Source organism: Acinetobacter lwoffii (assembly GCF_022809915.1).
Taxonomy (GTDB): Bacteria; Pseudomonadota; Gammaproteobacteria; order Pseudomonadales; family Moraxellaceae; genus Acinetobacter; species Acinetobacter lwoffii_M.
Genome location: NZ_JALGQY010000029.1, coordinates 1 through 26,461, shown reverse-complemented (window position 1 = coordinate 26,461; position 26,461 = coordinate 1). Strand labels below are relative to the sequence as shown.

Annotated in this window: 22 protein-coding genes, 1 other RNA gene and 1 pseudogene; 10 read left to right on the top strand and 14 right to left on the bottom strand. The window is 43.8% G+C overall.

The genetic code is table 11. The features are described from left to right. Nucleotides 1-296 precede the first annotated feature (296 nt). Nucleotides 297-1,161: pseudogene (locus tag MTX11_RS13155) on the bottom strand (IS66 family transposase); the annotation flags it as partial. A 355-nt stretch (nt 1,162-1,516) separates the two neighbouring features. Between MTX11_RS13155 and MTX11_RS13150 the strand changes: the two are divergent. Then, nucleotides 1,517-2,362 (top strand): hypothetical protein, encoded by an 846-nt coding sequence (locus MTX11_RS13150; protein WP_243475304.1) that lies wholly within the window; start codon nt 1,517-1,519, stop codon nt 2,360-2,362. On the opposite strand, the gene MTX11_RS13145 is transcribed toward MTX11_RS13150, so the two are convergent. Further along, a complete protein-coding gene (locus MTX11_RS13145; RefSeq protein ID WP_243475303.1) occupies nt 2,356-3,495 on the bottom strand; it encodes a tyrosine-type recombinase/integrase in 1,140 nt (379 codons plus the stop codon). The genes MTX11_RS13150 and MTX11_RS13145 overlap by 7 nt on opposite strands. Nucleotides 3,496-3,677: 182 nt before the next feature. Continuing rightward, nucleotides 3,678-4,036, bottom strand: a transfer-messenger RNA (tmRNA) gene (gene ssrA / locus MTX11_RS13140). 130 nt (nt 4,037-4,166) lie between these two features. Between ssrA and glpK the strand changes: the two genes are divergently transcribed. Next, on the top strand, nt 4,167-5,651 hold the full coding sequence (gene glpK, locus MTX11_RS13135) for a glycerol kinase GlpK (protein ID WP_243475302.1): 1,485 nt from the start codon (nt 4,167-4,169) through the stop codon (nt 5,649-5,651). Nucleotides 5,652-5,731: 80 nt separating this feature from the next. Here the strand turns inward: glpK and MTX11_RS13130 are convergent, their stop codons facing one another. Continuing rightward, nucleotides 5,732-6,229: a thioesterase family protein gene (locus tag MTX11_RS13130; protein ID WP_243475301.1), complete on the bottom strand. Its 498-nt coding sequence runs from the start codon at nt 6,227-6,229 to the stop codon at nt 5,732-5,734. Nucleotides 6,230-6,334: 105 nt separating this feature from the next. Here MTX11_RS13130 and hemB point away from each other — a divergent pair, with 105 nt between their 5' ends. After that, the gene (hemB, locus tag MTX11_RS13125) at nt 6,335-7,348 is read left to right on the top strand and encodes a porphobilinogen synthase (RefSeq protein ID WP_243475300.1); all 1,014 of its coding nucleotides are present in this window, start codon (nt 6,335-6,337) and stop codon (nt 7,346-7,348) included. 15 nt (nt 7,349-7,363) lie between these two features. Next, complete coding sequence (gene thiO, locus MTX11_RS13120; RefSeq protein WP_243475299.1) at nt 7,364-8,488, top strand: glycine oxidase ThiO; 1,125 nt, start codon at nt 7,364-7,366, stop codon at nt 8,486-8,488. Here the strand turns inward: thiO and MTX11_RS13115 are convergent. Both MTX11_RS13115 and MTX11_RS13110 read right to left on the bottom strand, forming a co-directional pair. Next, a complete protein-coding gene (locus MTX11_RS13115; RefSeq protein WP_243475298.1) occupies nt 8,477-9,382 on the bottom strand; it encodes a TIGR01777 family oxidoreductase in 906 nt (301 codons plus the stop codon). The genes thiO and MTX11_RS13115 overlap by 12 nt on opposite strands. A 153-nt stretch (nt 9,383-9,535) precedes the next feature. Continuing rightward, entirely contained in the window at nt 9,536-9,994 is a 459-nt protein-coding gene (locus MTX11_RS13110) for an ABZJ_00895 family protein (protein ID WP_004646142.1), read from the bottom strand. A 474-nt stretch (nt 9,995-10,468) separates the two neighbouring features. On the opposite strand from MTX11_RS13110, the gene MTX11_RS13105 reads away from it, so the two are divergent. From MTX11_RS13105 to MTX11_RS13095, 3 genes are read left to right on the top strand one after another with little or no spacing between them, the layout of a single operon-like run. After that, entirely contained in the window at nt 10,469-11,722 is a 1,254-nt protein-coding gene (locus MTX11_RS13105; protein WP_243475297.1) for an exonuclease SbcCD subunit D, read from the top strand. An 8-nt stretch (nt 11,723-11,730) separates the two neighbouring features. Beyond that, the gene (locus MTX11_RS13100) at nt 11,731-15,336 is read left to right on the top strand and encodes an AAA family ATPase (RefSeq protein ID WP_243475296.1); all 3,606 of its coding nucleotides are present in this window, start codon (nt 11,731-11,733) and stop codon (nt 15,334-15,336) included. A gap of 2 nt (nt 15,337-15,338) precedes the next feature. Next, complete coding sequence (locus tag MTX11_RS13095; protein WP_243475295.1) at nt 15,339-16,448, top strand: acyltransferase family protein; 1,110 nt, start codon at nt 15,339-15,341, stop codon at nt 16,446-16,448. Nucleotides 16,449-16,479: 31 nt separating this feature from the next. On the opposite strand, the gene MTX11_RS13090 is transcribed toward MTX11_RS13095, so the two are convergent. Then, nucleotides 16,480-17,169 (bottom strand): YggS family pyridoxal phosphate-dependent enzyme, encoded by a 690-nt coding sequence (locus tag MTX11_RS13090; protein WP_243475313.1) that lies wholly within the window; start codon nt 17,167-17,169, stop codon nt 16,480-16,482. Between the two features lie 123 nt (nt 17,170-17,292). On the opposite strand from MTX11_RS13090, the gene MTX11_RS13085 reads away from it, so the two are divergent. Then, the gene (locus MTX11_RS13085) at nt 17,293-18,330 is read left to right on the top strand and encodes a type IV pilus twitching motility protein PilT (RefSeq protein ID WP_004279279.1); all 1,038 of its coding nucleotides are present in this window, start codon (nt 17,293-17,295) and stop codon (nt 18,328-18,330) included. A gap of 30 nt (nt 18,331-18,360) precedes the next feature. Then, nucleotides 18,361-19,482, top strand: a complete 1,122-nt coding sequence (locus tag MTX11_RS13080) for a PilT/PilU family type 4a pilus ATPase (protein WP_004279277.1) — start codon at nt 18,361-18,363, stop codon at nt 19,480-19,482. 70 nt (nt 19,483-19,552) lie between these two features. Here the strand turns inward: MTX11_RS13080 and fur are convergent, their stop codons facing one another. Further along, a complete protein-coding gene (fur, locus tag MTX11_RS13075) occupies nt 19,553-19,990 on the bottom strand; it encodes a ferric iron uptake transcriptional regulator (protein WP_004646136.1) in 438 nt (145 codons plus the stop codon). 112 nt (nt 19,991-20,102) lie between these two features. Here fur and MTX11_RS13070 point away from each other — a divergent pair, with 112 nt between their 5' ends. Further along, nucleotides 20,103-20,501 carry an outer membrane protein assembly factor BamE gene (locus tag MTX11_RS13070; RefSeq protein ID WP_004279275.1) on the top strand — a complete coding sequence of 133 codons (399 nt, stop codon included), beginning with the start codon at nt 20,103-20,105 and terminating at the stop codon, nt 20,499-20,501. 100 nt (nt 20,502-20,601) lie between these two features. On the opposite strand, the gene MTX11_RS13065 is transcribed toward MTX11_RS13070, so the two are convergent. The 6 genes from MTX11_RS13065 to MTX11_RS13040 form a co-directional block, all read right to left on the bottom strand. After that, a complete protein-coding gene (locus MTX11_RS13065; RefSeq protein ID WP_005104788.1) occupies nt 20,602-20,934 on the bottom strand; it encodes an RnfH family protein in 333 nt (110 codons plus the stop codon). Further along, a complete protein-coding gene (locus MTX11_RS13060) occupies nt 20,934-22,013 on the bottom strand; it encodes a hypothetical protein (RefSeq protein WP_243475294.1) in 1,080 nt (359 codons plus the stop codon). The genes MTX11_RS13065 and MTX11_RS13060 overlap by 1 nt, the downstream gene beginning before the upstream one ends. Before the next feature lie 143 nt (nt 22,014-22,156). Next, complete coding sequence (locus tag MTX11_RS13055) at nt 22,157-22,612, bottom strand: bacteriohemerythrin (RefSeq protein ID WP_005247102.1); 456 nt, start codon at nt 22,610-22,612, stop codon at nt 22,157-22,159. A 274-nt stretch (nt 22,613-22,886) separates the two neighbouring features. Then, nucleotides 22,887-23,735 carry a class II glutamine amidotransferase gene (locus MTX11_RS13050; RefSeq protein WP_071850215.1) on the bottom strand — a complete coding sequence of 283 codons (849 nt, stop codon included), beginning with the start codon at nt 23,733-23,735 and terminating at the stop codon, nt 22,887-22,889. A 131-nt stretch (nt 23,736-23,866) separates the two neighbouring features. After that, complete coding sequence (argB, locus tag MTX11_RS13045; protein ID WP_005104791.1) at nt 23,867-24,775, bottom strand: acetylglutamate kinase; 909 nt, start codon at nt 24,773-24,775, stop codon at nt 23,867-23,869. 10 nt (nt 24,776-24,785) lie between these two features. Continuing rightward, complete coding sequence (locus MTX11_RS13040) at nt 24,786-26,204, bottom strand: phosphomannomutase/phosphoglucomutase (protein WP_243475293.1); 1,419 nt, start codon at nt 26,202-26,204, stop codon at nt 24,786-24,788. Nucleotides 26,205-26,461 lie beyond the last annotated feature (257 nt).

Sequence of the window (26,461 nt, the reverse complement as noted above, 5' to 3'; positions counted from 1 at the left end):
GTATTTTTTTATGAGCTTCTTGTCTATCACTGCTAGCCATAAGCAGTGAGACCAGTTCAATGGTAAAGCTCTATATAAGAAATTGAATAGATTAGATATTTTTAAATTCTTATTAAATTAAATATATAATTAAAAAAACCCATTAAGAGAATAGCTTAAGAACACGGGGTAGCCAACGATCATAAGAAAGGCAACCCAGCCCACCCTTATCATTCATAATTTTTTTGAAGCTAAAGTTAACTTTTTAAGACAAGCGTGTGGTTAGCGTAAGCGTCCGCTGAACCCCATGCCTATTTTTAATTTTGGTCAGATTTCCAGCGGTGTGGCAGTAATTCTATTTGGGTCACTTTATGTGCTGGTAGCCTTTTCAGCACATCACTTAAATAGGCATACGGGTCCAAGCTATTCAGCTTTGCTGACCGCATTAAAGTCATGATATTGGCAGCTCATTGATCACTGCGCAGCGAACCTGCAAATAGTCAGTTCTTACGTCCCATGAGCTGCGGTTAAAGCAGCGCAAGAAGATCAAAGCAACTTCCAACCATTGAGAAGCAATGCTTCATATCAAGCGGTAGATTGCCATCATCCAAATAGCGACTTAAAGCTTACCAACGGTTTAGGCTGTAATTGATTACCTTAGCAGTGGCTGAATTCGGTGGCACCGTCAGATGATGTTGGTTGAGTCATTCATATAGTTGTTGCATGATCGGTTGACTGTACTGTTGCCAGTATTTTCGGCGGTTGCCCTGTGAAGCGTTGGTCTTTTTTATTAATTCTACTTCTATCGCATACAGTTTCTGAAGCAGTCGTAATGCCTGTTCCTCGATCTGACTTTTCCTAGTCACATATAGTTCATGGAATTTACGACGTGCATGCACCATGCAGCCCACCTCAATGACCTGGCCTGATTTAAAGCGTGCTTTATAACCACTAGAATCATCACAGACCAGATGACCTTGCCAGCCATTTAGGAACTCTTCAGCAAGCTGGCCAGAACGGCTATCTTGAAAGTCATAGATCACCACCTAAACTGGATTGTACTGTGTGCTGGCATAGACCCAAACATAACTTTTGTGGGCTTTTCTCATCATCCACCATCTGCATGATGGTGACCGGCATTTCATCTGCATGGATCACCTGCTGTTGCAACAGCACCAACTTAAAGCACTAGTTCATGGCTCCAGTTCTGTATAGCATGCATTCATTTAACACTTCAGAAATTAATTTCTTTAAGAGTAGAAAACAACTTGAGGTGGTTTAGAGGGACTTTTAACTTAAATTTTTATCGTTAATCTAAAATTAACTAATTTTTATTTATAATAAGTACAACACCAACTTTTAAATTAAAGCTATAAAAACCCTAAAAATGGCAATAATTTAAACTCAAACCATTGTTTTGTATCACTATAACAAAATTTTTAAAGTATAATTATCACGAAAATATCACGAAAATATCACTTGAATAATTATAAAAATATCTTTTAAATACAACAATAATTTTATAGAGATATCTAAATTGATTATTCGAAATGGAATAATTATCAATAATATTGATAATTTAGTGGGAAATTTAACAGACAGAGAATGTGATTTTTTATTGGGTCACTTTAATATTTTTAATAAATATGAACTTATATGTAATACGAATAGAAGTTATAAGATTGAATTAATTAAAAGCTACTGTACATCACGTTCAATTTCTCATGAGACTATCTGTAACATTCTAGATTCTTGCCTTATCAATAAATCTAATTTCGAGATGATTAACAAAAACGATTTTAGAAAAATTTTATTTATATTAGATTTTGTTTCTAGTTCTACCTTTATATTACCCCTAACAAAATCACTATATGATTACTTAATTTATTCTATAGATATAGCACCTATCTCTAATGATAAAAAAATCAATGATTTAAACATTGCTTTAAGAACATATAACAGACATAAAACTCAAGATTCCCAGTTAAAATGGATTGATTTCAGTAATACGAATCAAACTGAATGGGCTATAAAATACTTACAATCGAAATATAGATTAATAAGTTTTTTTACAGTGGATACGATCCACAGCTATGATCCTTCTCTAATAATATCTACATCTTTAGATTGTTATAAGGCCTTTCTTTATGATGAAAAGTCACAATTCATTGAAAGAATGCGAAAATCGTGGAGCCAACAAAAATTTAGAGATGCAGGAAAAACCAAGACAAAACACCACTTACCTCTCACAAAACAAGCGAAAAGAAATCTAAAAAAACTTGCGCTCTTTAAAAACAAGAGTGAGAGCGAAATACTTGAAGAATTAATTAATGAATCGTATTTACTTGAAATGTGTGATGATGAAGGCAAGGCTCTTTACTGAGCCATCCACCCTTTCACTTGCTCTCCGTACCACTCCATCAATCTTACCCTTTCATCCCAGTACTGTGCTCGGTTATAGGCCGAGCGAATTCTATTCTGGGGCACATGAGCAAGCTGGCGCTCAATGGCATCTGGATTAAACAGATTCGATTCATTTACGACAGTACTAAATAGAGATCTAAAGCCATGTGTGGTCATTCGTCCCGCATAGCCTGAACGTTTGATCACAGCCAAAATAGACTCACTACGCATTGATTCTTTGTTATTCAAACGATGTGGAAATAGCAGTTCCTGATTATGGGTAAGTCTCAAAGCCTGAAGCTCAGCAATCATCATGTCAGTCAACGGCACACGATGTGAAAGTCGGTTCTTCATTCGTTCTTCAGGAATATCCCACTTACGCCCCTCCAAATCAAACTCTTCCCAACGTGCTTGCAGTAACTCACTGACCCGAACGCCTGTCAGCATAATCAGAACAATGGCATGATGTGTTTGAGCATCGGCAGGATAAGCCTTAATACGTCTAAGAAATTCAGGCATCTCAGAGGCAGAAAGCGAAGCCAGGTTTTTGACCCTTTTATTCTTGAGGGCATAGACTAAATCACCTGCCGGATTGTCATAGCGATATCCATGGGCAATAGCGTATTTCATGACCATGCCACAACGAGACAAGGTACGTTTTGCAATTTCAAGCGAGCCTCTTGCCTCAATTTTCTTAATGATCTGCAGAATCTCAGGTGCCTGAATCTGATTAATACGCTTATTAGCAAGAGCAATATAAAGCTCATCCAATGAAGCTCGAACATTACTGATGTGTTTGGATGACCAGGTTTCTTTTTGATTATTAAACCAATCTTCTGCAACTTCTTCGAAATAGGGCTTTAAGTCTTCATGCAATACTGAACGTGAGTATCGATGCTTAAGCTCATATGCAAGCTCCCTTGCCTTTTTTAAGCTTAAATCTGGATATGGGCCAAGCGATTCAGACTTACGTTCACCATGGACAGTGACGCGTACATTCCAATATTTTTGACCTTTGGTGGTAATGATGAGGGATAAACCATGTAAATCCGAAAGACGATACTGTTTATCTTTCGGCTGTGCTTTTCTGCATTCAGTATCTGTAAGTGGCATGTCAATTACCCATAATTGATGTATTAATTTCTGGGTAAATTTTCCCAATATTTACCCGCAAAGAGCAAATATGGGGTCAAATAGGATCAGACAATATCGGACAAACAGGCATAAAAAAAAGCCTTTAAACATTGAGTTTAAAGGCTTTTTTAGATTCCGTTGGATTACTTCGGAAAGAATTTTGGTGGAGGTGGCGGGAGTTGAACCCGCGTCCGCCAGCACTACGCTCGAGAATACTACATGCTTAGATATCGTCTATTGTTTTAACTCTTTGTGACCCGACGAACAGGGTACAAATCGCGATCCTCTTAATTTAGTACAAAGCCCCGAGGCTTGGCTTTATACGGACTTGTGTGCGTGCGCTTCAGTCGGACTCTCTAACCACAAGTATTCGGAGAGGCGGACAAGCTGCCCTTAGGCAGCTAGAGCGTATGATTCGTCGTTTGCGACTAAAAAATGCAAATTTGATTTACGAGAGAAAATGCGCTCTCGGCATGCATCTATGAGTTTCATCACCAGCGTCGAAGCCAGAAACACCCCCAAAGTACAAGGCAATCATAGCATAAATGTCAAAAATTACGATGTATTTTCTGAACATTTACACAACTTGATGCGCTTAATTACATTATTGCGCTAATATTTTACTTTTCAAGCCAAATAACAGAAAAATTATGAGCTATTTACTGGCACTAGATCAGGGAACTACGTCAAGTCGGGCCATTATTTTTAATGAACATGGACAAGTTCAGGCAACGGCTCAACGTGAAACGCATATCCACACCCCACATTCGGGCTGGGTGGAACAGGATGCTCAAGAAATCTGGAGCTCACAGATTGCCGTGGTACAACAAGCTTTGGCGACTGCAGGTATTCTGGCAAAAGATATTAAAGCCCTTGGCCTGACTAACCAGCGCGAAACGACCGTAGTCTGGGATCGTAGAAACGGCAAACCGCTCGCTCCGGCAATCGTCTGGCAGGACCGTCGTACATCTGACTGGTGTAACCGGCTGATTGAACAAGGCCTGATGTCCAAAATTCAGCAAAAAACCGGCCTACGGATTGATCCTTATTTTAGTGCGGGAAAACTGGCCTGGTTTTTAGAGCATGTCGAGGGGGTACGGGCACTTGCTGAACAGGGCCATGTGGCATTTGGCACTATCGATAGCTGGCTGATCTGGAATCTGACCCAAGGCGCAGAGCACGTCATTGAAGCCAGTAATGCTTCTCGTACCATGTTAATGAATCTGCAGCAACAGTCGTGGGATGAAGAGCTGCTCGAGCTGTTTAATATCCCGGCTTCGGTCTTACCGAAAATTATCTCTTCTGATTGTTATGTCGCTGACACTGCTTCTGGCTTACTTGGGGCCAATATTCCCATCACCGGCATTTTGGGGGATCAGCAGTCTGCACTCTTTGGCCAGTCCTGTTTTGAGGTGGGTAGCGCAAAAAACACCTATGGTACTGGCTGCTTTATGCTGTTCAATACTGGACATAACATTCAGCTTAGCCAGAACAAGCTGCTTTCTACTCTCGCCTGGCAAGCCCAAGGCCAAACTACTTATGCGCTCGAAGGCAGCGTATTTATGGCTGGTGCTGTAGTGCAATGGTTACGCGATGGTCTCGGAATTATTCAAAAAAGCAGTGATGTGGAAAAACTGGCACACCAGGTCGAGCATAGTGACGGCGTGGTTCTGGTTCCGGCATTTACCGGACTGGGCGCGCCGCATTGGGATAGTGAAGCACGTGCCTTACTCTGTGGCATGTCACGCGGTACGACCAAAGCGCATATCGCTCGTGCAGCATTAGAATCAATCGCCTTTCAGGTATCGGATGTGCTCAGTGCGATGCAATCTGATATTGCACATCCATTGAAAGAATTACGGGTTGATGGCGGTGCTAGTAGTAATGATATGTTGATGCAATTTCAGGCCGATATTCTGAATGTACCGGTACTGCGTCCGAAAATGCTAGAAGCTACTGCTTGGGGCGCGGCCGCTATGGCCGGATTGAAAGCTGGCGTATTTTCAAACCTGGATGAAATTTCCCAGTCCTGGCAGCTGGACCGTGCTTTTGAACCCAAAATGCAAAATGACGAAAGAGAAATGCATTTAGCCAAATGGAAAAATGCCTTGAAACGGGCTAAATCTGATCTCTAAATCCTCTAGGTTCATATTTGATCATTATAAAAAAAGCACTGTTAAACAGTGCTTTTTAACTTTCTCAATTCACGATTTCATTAATAGGCATAAGACGCAATCGCTGTTGCAATCGCTTTATCTTCATCATTGACCATGGTCATGCGCATGGTGCAGCCCTTACGCCCCAAACGTAAGGTTTCTGCACGTGCAATAAAATATTTGCCACGTCCAGGCGCCAGATAATCTACCCGCATATCGACCGTCGCCAGACGCGATACTTTTTTAATGGTATCTGCAATCGTTTCCGGTTCAGCTTTTTTATACAGTTCGCCCATGGCCACAATACCACCGACACTATCCAGTACAGTTGCAGCCAGACCGCCATGCAGAATCTGGAAAGCCACATTACCAATCATGAAATCCTGCATTTCTACATAGGCCTCAATCTGGCCCTCGACCACCCGCATGGTCATGCCGTTATACTTAAAAAAAGGAGAGCTATTAAAAGCATGTACCAGCTGTTTCAGGACTACATCAATATCCACTTTCGAGCCCAGATGTATATTACCCGTCCAGTTTCTCTCTGTCTTACTCATCACTCTGCCCGAATTCACCACAATAAAAAACCGCTAATTTATGCCCAAAAATTTGAGTTAGGGCTACAATAGAGGCCTAGTTTAATACTGATTACTGAGATTTTTATGACTTATACGTTCAATCGTCCCGCGTTTCCTGCAACTCGCATGCGTCGTATTCGTAAAAATGAACATTTACGTTCGATGGTTCGTGAAACCCATCTCGCGGCAGATCATCTCATTTATCCAGTATTTGTCCTGCCAGGAAAAAACCAGACCCAAGATATTCCAAGTATGCCGAATATCCAGCGTCTGTCAGCGGACTTGTTGTTAAAAAAATCAGAACGTCTGCTGGAACTCGGTGTCAATAAACTGGCGCTATTTCCGGTCACCCCACAAGAAGATAAAAGCCTGACTGCAGAAGCCGCATGGCGTGAAGATAGTCTGGTGCAAAACACCTTACGTTTATTGAAAAAAGAACTGCCAGAAATGGTGCTGATTACTGACGGCGCATTAGACCCGTATACCACGCATGGTCAGGATGGCATTATTGATGAGAACGGTTATGTCTTAAATGATGAAACGGTCGAGTGCCTGATTAAACAGGGCTTGAGCCATGCCGAAGCCGGTGCAGATGTGTTTGCTCCAAGTGACATGATGGATGGCCGGATCGGTGCGATTCGTCAGGCCTTTGAGCAAAATGGTCATATCTATACTTCGATCATGGCCTATTCAGCCAAATATGCATCAAGTTTCTATGGCCCGTTCCGTGATGCAGTCGGTTCTGCCAGCAACTTAAAAGGCGGCAATAAATACAATTACCAGATGGATGTCGGTAACCGTGCTGAAGCCCTGCATGAAATTGCGCTGGATATTCAGGAAGGTGCAGACATGGTGATTGTTAAACCGGGCATGCCTTATCTGGATATCGTCCGCGAAGTCAAAGACACTTTTGGCGTACCGACCTTTGTTTATCAGGTCAGTGGCGAATACGCGATGCTGGCTGCGGCAATTCAAAATGGCTGGTTATCTGATAGCGTCATTTTAGAATCATTGATGAGCTGTCGTCGTGCCGGTGCAGATGGCATCTGGACCTATTTTGCTGAAGAAGCTGCGCTTAAACTGAAAGACATGAAGTAAAAGGATTTCGGCGCAATGCATATTGCCATTATCGGCGCTGGCATCACCGGTCTGATGTCGGCGCTGGAACTGCTTGAACAGGGATGTTCTGTTACCCTTTTTGATCAACAGGCCGCCGGACAGGCTGCATCCTGGGCTGGAGGAGGAATCCTTTCCCCGATGTATCCGTGGCGTTATCCCGCTGCTGTAAATGCTCTGGCTCGACATGCCAAACCCATGTATCAGGACTGGAATCAAAAACTGCAACCTTTCACTGGCATCGATTTCCAGATTCATGAAACAGGTATGCTGATTTTTGATGAAGCCGATTTTGAAATCGGTTTAAGTTATGCCGCAATACATCAAGAGCCACAGCAACAGGCAAAATTACTTGATCAAGCGAAACTGCAACAGATCAATCCCAGAATTAATCAGAGCAAATTTAAACAGGCGATTTATTTTCCTGAACTGGCCAATATCCGTAATCCGCGACTGTTACAGTCGCTCATCAGTTACTTAAAGCAGCATCCGCGTGTCACCTGGCAAGAAAACTGTAAAATCACGCGCCTCAATATCCAGCAAAGCTGTGTAAAAAATATTGTAGATAAAAATGGCCAGGTTTTTCAGGCGGACCAGTTTGTGATCGCCACCGGAGCATGGTCACAATACTGGTCACAGCAACTTGGTTTGGAAATTCCGGTACAGCCGGTTCAGGGCCAGATGCTGCTGTTTAAAACGCCAGAAAACTGGCTGCCGACCATGTGCATGAATAAGGTGATGTACCTGATTCCACGACCAGACGGGCATGTTGTATGTGGGTCCAGCATGCGTCAGGTCGGTTTTGACACCTCACCTTCTGCCGAAATTCGGCAGGATATTTTACAGGCGTGCATCGGGATGGTACCGGAACTGGCAAATTTTCCACTGGTCAAGCAATGGGCCGGATTAAGACCCAGCTCACCCGATGGTATTCCCTATATTGGCAAAATTCCCAAGCTAGACAATGCCTGGGCCAATTTTGGACATTTCCGGAATGGTTTATGCATGGGGCCGGCATCAGGCAAACTACTCGCTCAACTCATCCTTAAACAAATGCCAATCGTTGATCCAGCTCCTTATGATCCTGTCCGTTTATTAGAGTCCAGTCGTTTAGTGCTTTAGGATATTATCCAGTGCTTCTTTCAGAGTTGGATAATGAAACTGGAATCCAGCCTCCTGCAAGGCTTTGGACTGTACATACTGACCGTTTAAGACCAGTTGTGACTGTTCTCCCAGCATCATTTTCAGACTGCATGCGGGTAGTGGAAGTAAGGGTTTGCGCTTCAGAATCTGGGCCGCAGTTCGTGCAAACTGGGCCTGACTACTTTTTTCTGGCGCGACCACATTAAAGATCTGCTCGGCTGTATCCTCAAGTATCAAGAATTCAATCGCACGCAGCACATCCTCTAGATGCACCCAGGTCACTGGCTGACGTCCATGACCAATCCGCCCGAACAGATTCAGCTTAATCGGTAACAACATCTGCGGAAGAATCCCGCCACCTTTACCAAATACCACAGCAAAGCGAACAATCTTGGTGTTCTGGTTAGTATAGGATAAGGCCAGTTGCTCCCACTTCGCACAGAGTTCAGACATAAAAATATCTTGTGGCGGGCTTTGTTCCGTGCAGACCTGATCCCAGTGCTCATTGGGGTCAATGCCATAATAACCAACGGCCGATGTTGAAATAATCCGTTTCGGCCTAAGCTGATTTTTTTCTAAATAATCAAATAACTTTTTGGTAATGTCTAAACGGCTATCTAGCAATTTCTTTTTACGCGCTGCCGTCCAGCGGCCTTGCCCAATGCTTTCGCCAGCCAGATTGACCACATAATCAATCTGATGCTGTTTTAATTCATCCAGCTGATTGATCCAATGGAAGTCCGGATGTGGTTCATGTTTATTTTTCTGACGGGTCAGACCAATCACCCGATAATCCCGTTCCAGTAAAAAATGCACGAGATGACTGCCAATAAAACCACTCGCTCCCGTCACCAGCACTACAGGTTTATACATTAGTCATTCTTCGCCTTATTATTTTCTTGGTTTAAATTATACGCCACTCATCTTCAGCTTTTTAAACCAAGAAGATCTTTGTAGTGGAGAATTTGTATCTTTCATCATTCAATTAATTTATGAAGATCGGGTCACAAAATGATTCATCTATATTCACTGGGGCGAATGGCCAAACATTTTCTCTGCCATACGCTGGGCCTGCTTGCCATAAAACCAGTACGTCAGTAGATATAGTGGAATTGCGATCATCAGGAACATGATCAGCACAATACTCATAAATTGTGGCTGCTGTAGATACAGCAAGAAGTCCTGCCAGGCATTCGGATTGGAACGGGTGGCGATGACAATACCGAGCAACAGAAATAATAAATTATAGCCCCAGTAAATCAGGCTAAAACCGAGGGTGAATTTTTTACGCTCTGCCTGGGTCGGCGCACGTTTTTGCTGTTTTAGAAATTTAAAAAGCACCCAAATCATGGCCACCAGATACGGAACAATCGTCAAGACTGCACCCATGCCCATCGGCAGCAAGGCTGCCAGTACACCGCAAATACAAGTAAAAATAAAACATATAACGAAAAACCAGATAAAATAACGACTTAGCGGCAACATATGCATGACTCAGTGATCTTCAACAAGCTAGTATAAAAAAAATCAGGTTTTTTTTCATTTTATTGTCAACCATCCACTATAGGGTGACGTTATATAGGGTACAAGGTACAAAAATTTGGACTGGCATCCACGAATTTTTGCTGACCTTTAGAGCTAAAGCAATAAGTCCAGTGTACAGGGAAATTTTGAATAGCAGCCAAAATCTTCATGTAACACAAATTTGACCGACGATTTCATCATCACTCGAATCGTCGGTTTTTATTTTTTAAAATTCCTATTTTTTTAAAAGCCTGATGGATTGCATGACTTTTCGATGTCTGATGATTTGGATGCGATCATCCAGTAATTTCCATACTGATCAAAATAAATTCAGCTTAAACATCACCAACAATTCGCTGAAATATCGTTTTACAAGTAGATTTTTACCTGTGCTTTTTCCTATAGTAGCAAGGCAGATATCTTGGGGTTCATTACATGGCAGTTCATTTTCTTCACACTTCCGATTGGCATCTGGGACAATTTTTCCATAACCATGACCGTGAATTTGAACATGCACAGTTTTTGACTTGGCTACTTGAGCAAATTAAAACAAAGCAGCCGCATGCTCTGCTGATTGCCGGCGATATTTTTGATGTGATCAATCCAGCTTCCAGTGCGCAAAGACAACTATACCAGTTTCTGGCCGACGCCCACGACCTGGCGCCACATATGCAGACCCTGATGATTGCAGGCAATCATGATTCCGGTTATCGGATTGAACAGGTTGAACCCTTGCTGGCCAAATTCAATGCCAAAGCTGTGGGAATCGTAGGCCGCACTGCAGAAAATACCCTGAACCTGGATCGTCTACTTATTCCTATTTATGATCGGGATAAAAATATCATCGCCTGGTGTCTGACCCTACCCTATTTACGCAGTGCCGAAATTACCGGACTGAATGAACATACCAGCAATAACCAGAACGCGATCAGTTATCTGCATCAACAACTGATTGCCGAAGCCAAAGCCCGCAAACAGCCACATCAGGCACTGATTTTAATGTCACATGCGCACATGCAAGGTGGTGAGACCTCGGACTCCGAGCGTCCGATTATTGTCGGCAATGAAGAAGCCCTGTCGACGGCGCTGTTTGATGACGTGATTGATTATGTCGCGCTGGGGCATTTGCATAAACCACAAAAAGTCGGTCAGCCGCATATTCGCTATAGTGGCTCTCCGATTCCGCTGTCATTTAGTGAGATTAATTATAAGCATCAAATAGTTGAAGTCAGGATTGATCCCGAACAAAACCCGGAAAACCGCTTTCAGTACGATGCCTTAAGCATTCCGCGTACTGTCGAGCTGTTCCGCATTCGTGAAAAGCTGGAAAATTTAATTACTACAATTCAGGCCTTGCCTGCCGGAGAAATCGAGCAGCTTTCTGCACGGCATTTTCTGGAGGTGGAATACAACACTGATGCGCCGCCTCCGGTGGACCTGCGTCAGCAAATAGAACAGGCCCTACCTGCTAACCGTTACCGACTGCTGCGCATCAGCCGGATTTATCAGCAACAGGCCGACCTTAGTTCAAGCCAGTCTAAAATTGATCTGGCACCCCCTACCCCGGAATCGCTATTTTTCAATATCTGGAAAAAAATGGGCTATGAGCAGGATCATTCGGTACAAAGGGATTTTCAGGAATTACTGAATGAAGCCCAACACGAACTTGCACAAAAACAACAAGCCTAGGATGAGCCATGAAAATTTTACGTCTAAGTCTTCATAATCTGGCCTCCCTCACCGGCACTCATCATATTGATTTTGAATCGAGTCCTTTGGCTCATGCCGGGCTGATTGCCATCACCGGCAAAACTGGTGCCGGGAAATCCACCCTGCTCGATGCCATGTGCCTGGCGCTATATAATGAAATCCCCCGCCTAAAAGGTGCCACAGGCAGCCTCAAAGATACTGGCGGTCAGGATGTGTCCATCAAGGATTCCAAGAATATTCTGCGCCGTGGCTGCGTGCATGGTTTTGCCGAACTGGAATTTATTGCACTCGACAGCAAACGCTATATGGCACGCTGGGAAATTAAACGGGCACGCCAGAAAGTCGATGGCAATCTAAAAGTAGACCGCTACGTCAAATGTCTGGATGATGACACGACACTGACGCAAAAAATATCGGAAGTCACCCCCCTCATTGAAAAACTGGTGGGCTTAAGTTTTGAGCAGTTTACCCGCGCAGTTTTATTGGCACAGTCGGAAGTTGGTGCCTTTCTTAAAGCCAAAGATAATGAACGCGCAGACTTGCTGGAATATCTCACCAATTCACAGATTTTCAGTCTGGTTAGTCAGAAAGCTGCAGAGAAATTCAGCGAAGTCAAAAACAAGCGCAACGATCTGGAAAAGCTGATCGGGCATATTGAAATTCTGTCTGAAGAAGACATCAGCGCTTTACAACAGCAGCAGAGCTCTTTGTCTTTACAACTTCAGAATTTGCAGCAATCAGAAAAACTACTGGAAAATGAGAAACAATGGCATCTGGACCGACATAAACTCTATGCAGAAGTCCATGCAAAAAAAGAAGTCTACGAAGTACAGCAAGATGCAGTAAATAAATCTGCAGGACAGCAACAGCTACTGGAGCAGCTGGATGAATTCCAGTCGATTCGGGATCAGTTTGTGAGTCGTACCCGTCTAGCCCCTCAAAAAGAGCAGATTCAGCACCAGCACACCCAATTTACGCTGGAATTTGAAACGCTCAAACAGAGCTTTGTAGCAGAAGAAGCCAAACTTACAGCCTTAAAACAACAGCAGCACCAGTTTCAGCAACACTTGGCAAACCTGAAACCGCATCTGGAGGCAGGTTTAAGGCTGGATCATGCAATTGATACGGTATCAGAGCGGTACAAAAAACTGCATGCAGAGCAAAGCCAGTTTCAAACCCTTCGTCTACAGCCTTTAGAAGAACAACTGCGACAGCAACAACAGACTTTGAATCAGCTACAAGCTCGGCAGGAAAAGGTTGCACAACAATTGGCTGAATCTGGCTTTTTAAATGTGTTCGATCTGGAGCCGCAAAGTACCTTGCAACGCATACAAGACTTTATGCGTCAGTATCAGCAACTGCAGCAACAGAATCCGGACAGCCTGAAGCAGCCTTTACCTGAACTGGAAAAAACAGTTACAGTACTTTCAGGAAATCTGAACCAGTGGATACAACAGCATCATAGTCTGGAACAGCTAGAAGAGCATCTCAAAACCATTCAGGAAATGCGTCAGCAACGCCAAGCGGAACAGCGTCAGCTCGACCTGCTGCAACAGCAGGTACAACAAATCGTTCAACAATCACAAGAATTTGAACAACTGCAATCTGCTGTAAATAGCCAACAGCAGCAACTAAAAATGCAGCAAGAGGCCGAACAGGCACTACATCAGCAGATTCAGGCTGAACAACAGGCCTATGAACACCTGGAACAAATACTTGCCCAGCAACGTTTATTGCATGCGCAAAGTGTGCAGGATCTTCGTGGCCAGTTAAAACCGGATGAGCCATGCATGGTCTGTGGAAGCCCAGCCCATCCTTTTGTCGATGCCGTCCATGAACATCTGGAACAGAGCCTGAACCAGCTACAGGAGCAACAGTTACGGCAGGCAAAACAGCAGCTCGATCAGCAACTGCAATCTCAGCAGCAGCAACGCATTGAAATGTCTAAAGCACAAACAGTAATTGAGCAACAGCAACAGCGTTGCCAGATCCTGCAAAACCAGATTCAACAATCCTCTGCTGACTGTAAATCTCAACTACTTAAACTGGAAGTGGTTACCGAGCAGCACAATGATCTTCCTACATTCATCCAGTTACTGGCGAATCACACTCAAAGTCTGGTCCAGCAGCTAGAACTATCACAACAGCAGGAACAACAGCTCCAGCAACAATTACAACAATGGCGTCAACAACAACAGGAATTGCACCAATTACAACTGGCTCTACAGCAACGTCAGCAACTCGACCAGCTGATACACCCAGTTTTAAGCATACTGCCCAAGCAGTACCAGTCGCAGCCACCTATGCTCTGCTTACCTCAGTTGCAACGACAAGTAGAGCACCGCATGCAGCACTTGGCAATACAAAAGCAGCTGGAATCTGACCTGCATCAACAGCAGCAGATATTGGAAAAGAGCCAGTATCAACTACAATTGGAACAGCAAAATTTTGCTCAATTGAGTCAGTCTGTAGAGCAGTTGATTCAGCAAGGCAAAGACCTGCGTCAACAACTGGCTGAACTGACCCAAGAACATGCAGGACAAGTCTACCGTGTCGCTGCAGAATGGCGCGATGCACTAGAGCTACAAGCCAAGACCTTAGAGCAGACTTTAGAACAACAGCGTCAATGCACGGCGCAGGCCGAAAAACAGTGGCATCAAACCCACTTAAAACTGCAAGAATTTATCAGCCAACTTCAGCAGATCGATCAGCAATTGGCTCAATATCAGCAAGATATTCAGGCATGGCAAGCAGCACATCCTCAAGTGACGGCAGCTCAAATTGAACAATGGCTCAGTATTGATCTGAGCAACCATCAACGCATTCGTCAGAATCTGGCCAACCAGAAACAGGCACTCGAAAATGCCAGAACAGCCTGGCAATTACTTGAAGAACAATATCAGGCCCATTTAAAACTACAGCCAGAACATGAATTTGAGGAAATTGAACAAAAACTTGGCATGCTGCATCAGGAAAAAATAATGCAGCAGGAAGTGCTCAATGAAACTGATGCCAAACTGCGTATGAATGCCAATAATCAAAACACCTATGCCAAATATCAGCAGCAAATTGAGCAGATCAAAGCCGAAGAATACCGTTGGGGTCGTATTTACGACCTGATCGGACATAAGGAAGGTACCAAATTCCAGAAAATTGCCCAGGAACATCATCTGGATATTCTGGTGGAATATGCAAATCAGCAGTTGCAACCGTTGGCACCCCGCTATCAGTTACACCGTATTCCGGATAGCCTGAGTCTGGCGATTATTGATCTGGACATGAATAGTGAAGTCCGCCCTGTGCTGTCCCTATCGGGGGGTGAAACCTTCCTGGTTTCATTGGCTTTGGCTTTGGCGATTGCCAATATGGCCTCCGGCTCCATGAAACTGGAATCACTGTTTATTGATGAAGGTTTTGGTACGCTAGATCCTGCTTCGTTACATATGGTGATGAATGCACTGGATCATTTACAAAGTCAGGGTCGTAAAGTTGTATTAATCTCGCATGTGCAGGAAATGCATGAACGTATTCCGGTACAGATTCAGGTCAAACCGGTTGGTGCAGGTGCAAGTACCATTCAGATTATAGGTTAGCGATGATTCACCCTGCCCCGAACACGCTCTCGCCCTATTTCAGCTTACAGCTTGAGAGCCTACGGGGTATCAGTGCCATTGTGGTGTTATTCAGTCATTGCTTTCAGGCATTTATTGCGCCTTTCGATACCAGCATTTATTCATGGATACGCCTGCTTGGACAGGCTGCAGTCATGATTTTCTTTGCCTTAAGTGGCTATCTGATCGGCTATTCGATCCAGCACAACATTCATCAGCATGGTCAGTTCAATCTGCACCGTTATGCTCGACAGCGTTGCAGCAGAATTTTACCACCCTTTCTGTTTGCCATGGGGTTGACCCTGGTTTTCTATCTACTCGCTCCATTATTATTTGCCAGCCATACTCATGCTTTTCAACACAGTTTTGGCATGATGATCCGGACTGACTATAATGTAGACATGATGGAATTTTTTGGTTCGCTGCTATTTTTGAATGGCTTTGTAACACCAACGGTTTCAGCCAATGCTGCACTCTGGAGCCTGAGCTATGAAGTGTGGTTTTATGTGCTGGCCGGATTCCTACCTTTTTTAAAAAATTCGGAAATCGCCAAAATCGGATTTTTTATGGTTCTGGCTATACTGTCATTACTGAACATCCAGTTTTTTATTTATTTTCTGGTCTGGCTTAGTGCCTTTGCCTGTTCATTTCGATATATCCAGCTACGTTTTTTAAACCGCTTACAATCGGTCAAATTAGCCCTAGTCGGCTTGGCATTTCTAATCGCCTGTTTTGATGCTTACCAGTTTCAGATGATCGATGAAACCCAGCAATACCGCGCTGCGAATTTCACCCCTTTTAATTTCTGTGTGGGTCTGGCCTTTAGCTGCTGGCTGGTACAGCTCCAGTATCAACGCAGTCATTATCATGCGGTCTGGGTTCAATCCGCAGACTTTTCCTATACCTTGTATGTCACCCATTTCCCCTTACTTTTATTTATTTTGGGCTGTATTCCGGCAACTTTAGGCTATGGTCTGGGTGGAGCAGTTTTAGCCTTGCTTACGAGCATGTTCGGCATAATAGTCTTTGCCTGGCTGATGGCTAAATGGCTCGAACCAGCCAGAAAAAAAGCGTTATCCAATACCCTGCGATAACGTTTTGCTGCAAAAAACTGACATTAGTAGTTTATACATCTTTTTTAGGCCGTGCACCAAATAGGGCTGTGCCAACACGAACCATGGTAGAACCCGCAGCAATCGCTTCGGTCATATCCGCAGACATGCCCATACTTAAAGTATCCCAATCTTCAGGATGTGCATGCTGAACTTTGACTGCATCAAATAAAACTTTGGCATCAGCAAAGGCTTGAGGATTATTCGGTGCTGGAATCACCATCAGGCCACGTAAACGCACATTCGGCAGTTGGCTGATCTGTGCCACCAAATCTGCAACCTCATCTGGACAGCAACCATCTTTGGTATCCTGACCATCAATATTCACCTGAATACAGATATTCAGTGCAGGCTGATCATCTCCACGTTGATTTGATAAACGCTCGGCGATAATCAGACGATCCACCCCATGCACCCAAGTAAAATTTTCTGCCAGATGCTTGGTTTTGTTACGCTGCACATGTCCAATAAAATGCCATTCAATGTCCAGCTCTTTCAGTGCCGTGATTTTTTCCAGTGCTTCCTGCAAATAGTTTTCACCAAAAGCACGTTGCCCTGCCTGATACATCTCTGCCAGCACGCTACTCGGCTGGGTCTTGGAAACGGCAAGCAGTTGCACCGCATCTGCTTCGCGGCCGGCCTCAACACAGGCAGTTTCAATTTGCACTAAAACCTGATTTCGTGACTGTTGCAACATATTCATTGATGGGGTTCTCATTTCATTCATCTTTTTTTCCCTTGCCCATGAACTAAGTGTTGGTTAAGCTGTGGGAAAGCCTTATTATTCTATCAAAATAATTAACATTTTAATGAACTCGGGGACCTTATGGATATCACAGAATTGTTGGCATTTTCTGCTAAAAATGGTGCGTCGGATTTACACTTGTCTGCGGGCTTACCGCCAATGATTCGTGTCGATGGGGAAGTTCGTCGCATCAACCTGCCAGCATTAGAACACAAAGAAGTGCATAAACTCGTTTATGACATCATGAACGATAAACAGCGCCGTGATTTTGAAGAAAATCTGGAAACTGACTTTTCTTTTGAAGTGCCTGGCGTGGCACGTTTCCGTGTCAACGCATTTAACCAGAACCGCGGTGCCGGTGCGGTATTCCGTACCATTCCCTCTAAAGTACTGACCCTTGAAGATCTGGGCATGGGACAGATTTTTAAAGATATCTGTGAATATCCACGTGGTCTGGTACTAGTCACAGGTCCAACCGGTTCGGGTAAATCAACTACCTTGGCGGCGATGCTGGATTATATTAATGACAACCGCTATGACCATATTCTGACCGTCGAAGATCCGATCGAATTTGTGCATCAGTCCAAGAAATGTTTGATTAACCAGCGTGAAGTGCATCGTGATACGCATGGCTTTAATGAAGCATTACGTTCTGCATTACGTGAAGATCCGGATATTATTCTGGTCGGTGAGATGCGTGACCTTGAAACCATTCGTCTGGCGTTAACTGCAGCAGAAACCGGTCACTTAGTATTTGGCACCCTGCATACCACCTCAGCGGCCAAAACCATTGACCGTGTGATCGACGTATTCCCTGCCGAAGAAAAAGACATGGTACGCGCCATGTTATCTGAATCCCTACAAGCCGTAGTTTCACAGGCTCTACTGAAGAAAAATGGCGGTGGGCGTGTCGCAGCGCATGAAATAATGATCGGTATTCCGGCGATCCGTAACCTGATCCGTGAAAACAAAGTCGCACAAATGTACTCGGCAATCCAGACCGGTGCCAACTATGGCATGACCACACTGGACCAGACTCTGAAAACACTGGTATCCAAAGGTTTGATCAGCCCGCAAGTTGCACGTACTGCAGCCAAACAGCCAGAAGCATTTTTATAAAAAAATTGAATTGTATTGGGGTTTATATACATGGATTTTAACGGCTTACTCGATTATATGGTGGAGAAAAAAGCATCGGATCTGTTCATTACGGCCGATGTCGAACCGTCCATCAAGATTAATGGTCAGATTTTACCGATTGGCTCAGTAAAATTACCCGGTGCGGCAGTAGGACAACTGCTCCATTCCATCATGACCGAAAAGCAGCGTAAAGAATTTGCTGACAGTCGTGAATGTAACTTTGCCATCAGCACACCGGATAAAAGTGCCCGTTTCCGTGTCAGTGCCTTTCAGCAACGTGATCAACCGGGGATGGTACTGCGTCGGATTGAAACTGTTATTCCCACGATGGATGAACTCAAGTTACCGCCAATTTTAAAAGAACTGGCGATGACCAAACGTGGCATCATTATTTTTGTCGGGGCAACCGGTACTGGTAAATCAACCTCGCTGGCGTCTTTGGTCGGTTATCGTAATGAAAATTCTAAAGGTCATATCATTACTATTGAAGATCCGATCGAATTTATTCACCAGCATAAAGGCTGTATTATCACTCAGCGCGAAGTCGGCATTGATACAGATTCATTTGAAATCGCCCTGAAAAACACCCTACGTCAGGCACCGGACGTGATTCTGATTGGTGAGATCCGTTCCCGCGAGACCATGGATTATGCCATTGCCTTCGCCGAAACCGGTCATCTGGTCTTCGCTACCCTGCACGCCAACAACGCCAACCAGGCAATTGACCGGATTATCCATTTCTTCGAAGCAGACCGACATAATCAGCTATTTATGGACTTGTCCTTGAACATGAAAGCCATTGTGGCACAGCAACTGATTCCAACTATTGATGGTAATGGTCGCCGCGCTGCCATTGAGATTCTAATTAACTCGCCACTGATTGCCGACTTGATTCGTAAAGGTGATGTGCATGAAATCAAGGATTTGATGAAGCGTTCCCGTGAACTGGGCATGCAGACCTTCGATCAGGCGCTCTATGATTTGTATAAAGCCAAACAGATCAGCTATAAAGATGCGCTGAAACATGCGGATTCACCCAACGACCTGCGTTTGCAAATCAAACTGTCAGAAGAAGGTGGCAGCCATTTATTGCGTGCACATTCCAATATCACCTTTGACGGTCAGTCCTGATCAGATTGAGCGCATAAAAAAACAGGCTTCCCATGAAGCCTGTTTTTTTTTGTTTGAACCAGAGCTCAAATTATTTTTTACGGAACACTTCCTGACATGCAGTCGCATCACAATAGCCATACAGATTCAGTGAGTGACCGGTTAATTCAAAACCAAATTTTTCAGCAACGTCATGCTGCTCTTTTTCAATCGTGTCATTAATAAATTCAACAACTTTGCTGCAATTTAAACATACCAGGTGATCGTGGTGATCTTCCTGCATAATTTCAAAAACTGAATGATTATTTTCAAAATTATGACGTTCGATGATGCCCGCTGCTTCAAACTGCGTTAACACACGATACACAGTTGCTAAACCTACATCTTCGCCCTGATCGAGTAAAGTCTTGTAAATATCTTCCGCACTTAAATGATGTTGTTTTGAATTTTCTAGTAATTCTAATATTTTAATTCGTGGAAGGGTAACTTTCAGCCCAGCTTTTCGTAAATCTTGGTTTGAAATAGTCATGTAAAAAGGTCTCTCAACAAAATCAAAGTTGGAATATGCAACAAAGTTTAGATGCAGTATGATCTATCCTTGGATCAAATGCATCATAATTAATTTGGGATAGTTTAGCAAAATGCAAAAAATCATGTTGACGTTATTCGTCACTTCATTGCTCGTCGGCTGTTCGACATTAGGTGTTTATAAAGTAGATATTCCACAAGGAACCCCTTTAACCCAAGCACAAGCCGCTAAAATTCAGGTGGGAATGAGCCATCAACAGGTGCGTTTCTTACTCGGCAGTCCAACAGTAAGCGATCCACTGAATCCTTTACGTTGGGACTACATCTATAACTATACCCCAGGAACCTACGCTAAAAAAGCCAAGATCCCGGCAGCCCAAGGCCAGCATTTGAAAATCTACTTTAACCAGTCTGGTATCGTGGAACGTGTTGAAGGTCTGGAGACGATTCCAGAATCTCAACCCGGCTTACCAGGATCAAAAGAAGCGATTTTAAATGCTCCTCCACTATAGTCGGTTTCTCATGAAAAAGCCCCTGAATCATCAGGGGCTTTTTTAATTAAGCTGATTGATTGAGCAGATCATTGAAACTACTGCTCATTCAAGCCGCTCTCTATTCGGAAGATGGTTTCAGCTTTTTTAAAAGATTGCCTCTGGCATAACGACCCACCGGATTTTTCTCGGCGCGTTTACGTCGGATGTCTTTAGGATTGATGGTCAGTGCTCGGTAAATTTCCACCCGATCACCTGCTGCCAGTGGCTGCTGCTGATCTTGCAAGCGCACGCCAAAAATGCCCAAAAATAATGGTTCAGGCAAGTCGACCTGCTCACGGATTCCACTTTGCTCAATCGCGTCCAGTGCCGTCATGCCAGGCTGAAATGACACGGCTAGATGAAATTGTTTTTCTGGCGTCGCATATGCCACCCAAATCATCGCCTCACTCATCAGACGAATTGTCCTAAGACAGCAATGATTGCCAGAATAATCCCCACCGGCAACACTACACGCACTGCAATACGCCAGATGTTATAAAACGCTTCAGAGCTGAAATTCATTGATTTACGCAAATGACTGATCTTCATGATCCAGCCAGCAAATAATGCATAGATCAAACAAATCAATAAGCCCCAGACGAGCAAGACCACATTGAAAATTGGGCTTAGATTTGGAATAGCCCAGATCAGCGTGACCGCCGCCACAATTGCCCATTGAATTGCAGGATGAAGCTGGCGTTGCTGTAATTGTTCACGTGCCATTTGCAGCATTAATGCGGCAGCTGCCACCATTGCTGCGACCAGAGTAAATGCAGGAATTTGTGCTTGTACGGCAAAGAAAGCAAATGCAATGACAGCAACTAGCTGCGCAATCCAGATCGGCAATACCGTCTTGCTGGCGACATCCTGTTGTTGTACAGCGCTCAGGCTAGATTGCCAGTACAAGCCCATGCCCAGACCACTTGCGACCAAAGCCAATACGGTGGCATTGCCCCATTCCGAGAACTCGACTGGTGTGACTTGCCATGCAGGTAGCGCAGTTCCCATCACATTGGCCAGAACCAGAGACGCCAGTACACCAATCGCTGTAACCACTAATAAAATTTGACGTGGCAGCAGTGACAAGGCCAGCGCAGCAATTGCCAATCCGATCAACAGAAGATTCGGTGCAAGATCAAGTGCAGCAACCGCCAGAACATTACTGGCATTGTTCAGCATGGCACCTGCCAAAAACGGAATAAAGATCACACTTAACCAGCCGACAATACGCCATTTCTGTGACGCATCAGCTTCACGGGTCAGCGTCGACAGCGCCTGTAATGGCGTTGTTTTAGAGCGCTTGGCCAAAGCAATTTCCAAGTAGCAGACTGGAAGCGCCAGAATCAGCATGGTGGCCAACCAGAGCATCCAGAAATCCAGCTGACGATCAATCTGTATACCGGTTATCGATGCGAGCGTCGCGATGATAATAAACGATAAACAGAAAGCCATCAGCGGCGATAACCATTTTGACATAGCATTGTCCTGCATGATGCATTCCTATAAAAATCTAGCGCTATTTTGCCTTGTGAAGCGGTGAAAATCAAAAACAAAAAGCAAACCACCATGACAGTGATTTGCTGCGCAAAAATTATAATTAGATTTTAATTTTTGTTATCTCGTTACGTCTTTTATTATGAGAAGAAACGAGCGAACCAGTTTTTACCTGTTTTCTTTTCTTTTTCCTTGATGATCCCCATCATATTTTCTTTCACGGCACCGACATAATCGGCGTCATCGTGCTGAATATGGTTAATCAGCCATTTCGATAATACTTCGTGTAGCTCTGATTCAATGGACTGTCCCAGTTCAAAACGGTCACGATAAGACTCGATTTTTTTAATAAACAGGTCATGCACACGTTTATGCGGCACCCGATATTTATAGCCGGCTTCTTCCTGAAGAGATTCCTCAAAGGTGAAATGCGACTGGGTATAATCAATAATATTATCAAGAATCTGTTTAATACGGGCACGCTCGGTATTGGCATCAATTCCATCAATTTCGTTGATATAATCGAGAATTCGTTTGTGCTGATCGTCAATCACATCGATACCAGTATTATAATCTGGAACCCATTTCATTTTCATTACGACCACCTATAAATATTAAGGACTTATAACGTGAAAATGAGCATATAGCGTATTGATTCAAATAAAAATGAAGCAAATTAGTCGGCTTTCCGCCTAAATCCGGCTTTTTCATTTTAAGTTTCTGTTATATATAATTAAAAATAATTTATCCTGAGTAAAAGGCTAAGATATTAATTAACCAAAAACTGTAATAAACCTTTATTTATTCTTAGATTTTTTCCTATTTAAAAATATAAAAAAACGGAGTTTAAACTCCGTCTTTGATCGCGTTTTAATATTGATCAGCTCGCGTGACGCGTTTTAAGGAAGGATCAAGACGTTCACGTTCCAGACGTTCAACATGCGTCAACTGAGAACGTACTTTCGCCCCATGCTGAAACAGGATCATTTCACCGGGCTGGAAGGCAGTCCATTCTTCATTCTGGGTCAATGGTTCAGTGGTAATCACTGCGACGCGATCTTCAGGGGTCGTGACCTGACTAAAGTCCACTTCGACATCAATATCAATCAGCTGAGCCGGTCTAAACGGGTATTCACGTACCAGCCAGTGGAGTTTGGTAATCGCATAGCTAAACAGCGCCTGACCATTCGACAGGCAGAAATTAAAGGTGCCATGCTCCGCGATTGCAGGTGAAATTTCAGCTAGAAGATCGAAAACCTGATCCAGTTTCGGCTCATGATAGCCAAAGCGTTTCACCAGTTGATCCAGCAGGTAACAGAAGGCACGCTCACTGTCGGTATTACCGACTGGGGTAAAGCGCCCTGACAGTTCAGGAAAATAATCATGTAAATCACCATTATGGGCAAAAATCCACTGCCGCCCCCAGAGTTCACGGCTAAAAGGATGCGAGTTTTCCAGATTAATTTTGCCTTGAGTGGCTTTACGGATATGGGCAATCACATTACGTGATTTGATCGGATAGTTACGCACTAGCTCGGCAATCGGCGACTCAACCGCAGACTGGTTATCAACGAACAGACGGCAGGCTTTATCTTCAAAGAAAGCAATCCCGAAGCCATCCGCATGATCAGAGGTAATGCCCGCCCGCTGGGAAAATCCGCGGAAAGAAAAAGTAATATCCGTCGGGGTGGCACAATTCATTCCGAGCAGTTGGCACATGGTCTGGTTTCAGCTCTCTATTTACTTAGAAGCTTATTGTGCATGACTGTTCCTGTCATTTCAAATATCTGGGTTTGATAAATCCAAATAAAAAAGAGCCTCTATTGAGACTCTTTTTGGCAAAAAATGGATTAAGAACGATGTGGATTGGCACGATTGGTAATGAGGGTTCCAACACCATGATCGGTAAAAATTTCTAGTAAGCTGGCATGCGGTACACGACCATCCACGATATGCGCACTCACGACACCGCCTTTTACTGCATCCAGGGCACAACCCACTTTCGGAATCATGCCACCATAAATCACGCCGGTTTCAATTAAACGATCGACTTCTTGAGTGGTCAAACCAGTCAAAAGATTTTTATTTTCATCCAGTACACCCGTGATGTTAGTCAGCAGAATCAGTTTTTCTGCCCCCAAAGCTTCAGCGACTTTACCAGCGACCAGATCGGCATTGATATTATAGGTATTGCCTTCTTCGTCGACGCCTAGCGGGGCAATGACTGGAATAAAGTCACTATTGGTGAACATTTCCAGAACATCGGTTTTCACACCGACAACTTCACCGACCAGACCCAGATCAATTTGCTGAACCGAACCATCTTCAGCCACTTTTTCCATCAACAGTTTTTGTGCACGGATCAGGTTACCATCTTTACCGGTAAGACCAATCGCACGGCCACCATGCTGGTTGATCAGGTTCACGATAGATTTGTTAACGCTACCGCCAAGTACCATCTCGACTACTTCCATGGTCGCAGGATCAGTCACGCGCATGCCGTCAATACGATCTGATTCACGGCCCAGCTGTTTCAGCATGGAATCGACTTGCGGACCACCGCCATGTACCACGATCGGATTAATGCCGACTGTTTTTAATAATACGATATCACGTGCAAATGAACTTTCCAGCTCAGGATCGGTCATCGCATTACCGCCGTATTTTACCACCAGGGTTTTACCCGCAAAGCGTTGAATATACGGCAAAGCTTCTGTCAAAATCTGTGCTTTGTCGATGCCTGTTTGTTGATTTGGCATTCGCCTCTCCTTATTGAGCATCTAAAATGTCTTGAGCGATCTCTGGATAACGGTCACGCAACATGGCTACAAACAGATGACGAATTTCATTCAGACCTTGGGCATTATTGGCATCAAAGCGCACCGTGAAATACTCACCTGTATTGGATGCTCGAATGATGCCAAAACCATCCTCAAAATCAAGACGTATCCCATCAATTTTACTGATTTGCGCATGAATTCTTGCGGATTGCTGTTCAACGAAGTTTAAAAGCTCAACTGGACGCACTTGGCGCGTTGAAATATAAAGATCTTCAGTACCATACCGTTTTGGATAAGCCGCCAAGGCCTGCGCCAAACTTAGACCAGTTTGATCCAGATATTCCATGACTCTGAGCGCTGCATAGAGTCCATCATCATAGCCCCAACCGCGACCATCATTAAAGACATAATGTCCGGCATATTCCCCACCAAAAATCGCCTGATGCTGAGACTGGTTCAGATAAGTTCTGAGAAATGAACTGCCGGTACGAATCATCACCGGCTCTCCACCTAAACGTTGCACCGTATCACGAACTAAGGTTGAACATTTCACATCATAAACAAATTGGCATGGCGCTGAATCATTGAGACAAATTTCAGCAAACAGGCACAATAACTGATCGGCTGTAATAATCTGACCATGTTCATCAATCAGAACCAAGCGATCGCCATCACCGTCCAAGGCAATACCGAGATCAGCCTGCTGTTGCATGACGGTTTGACGTAAAGTCTCAAGATGTTTGTCTTGCGAAGGATCCGGCGCATGATCCGGAAAATGTCCATTCGCCTCACAACGTAAAGCAATCACTTCACAGCCCATTTTTCTGAGTACCAAGTCAGCACAACGTCCGGCTGAGCCATGCAGACCATCCAGAATCACTTTAAATGAGCGCTTTAATTGAATATCTTCTAATATTCCCTGCTGATACTGCAGGCAAAACTCTGGAATAATCTGATGCGGCAGTTCAGCTAAAGTAATTAGCTGGCTATCGCAATGTGACTTTGCCAGTTGGGCCACCTGTTGAATCATCTCAGGACAAGGTGGTTCACCATCAATAATCCATTTAATCCCATTATCTTCTTTAGGATTATGACTGGCGGTGACCATAATACCATTGCCATCAAACTGGCGTGCGGTGAAATACAGCATCGGGCTGGAACAACAGCCTATAATAGTGGCTTCCAGCGAATAGTCTTTAAAAATACGGGCAATGATGTCGGCAAAAGCCGGACTACTGATGCGTGCATCATAACCAATGGCGACACGTGTCTGTCCCGCAGCCTGATACTGCTGGGCTAAACCGTGGGCAATTGCATCAATGATCCCGGCACCTAATAGACTGACTTTACCGCGTATGTCATAGGCACGAAAGATATGCATGGGGAATGGATGATTCATAGATCCCATAAAACTGTCTTTTCACTATTCGTTAAAATAAGGAGATTTAAAATGATGATTTCATCATAATGACTTTAAACATTTGTTTTTGTTTTAAGACTCGCTATTTTTAAACGATTTCAATGTAACAATCAATTATAAAAATATAATCTACAACTTTAGAATTATAGGGTTCTTGTAATTAAACAATAGACTTCCGTCATAAATCAAAAAACGTACAATTTATTTGATCTTAAAGTAATCAGCAAAATTATTTAATTCAAGGG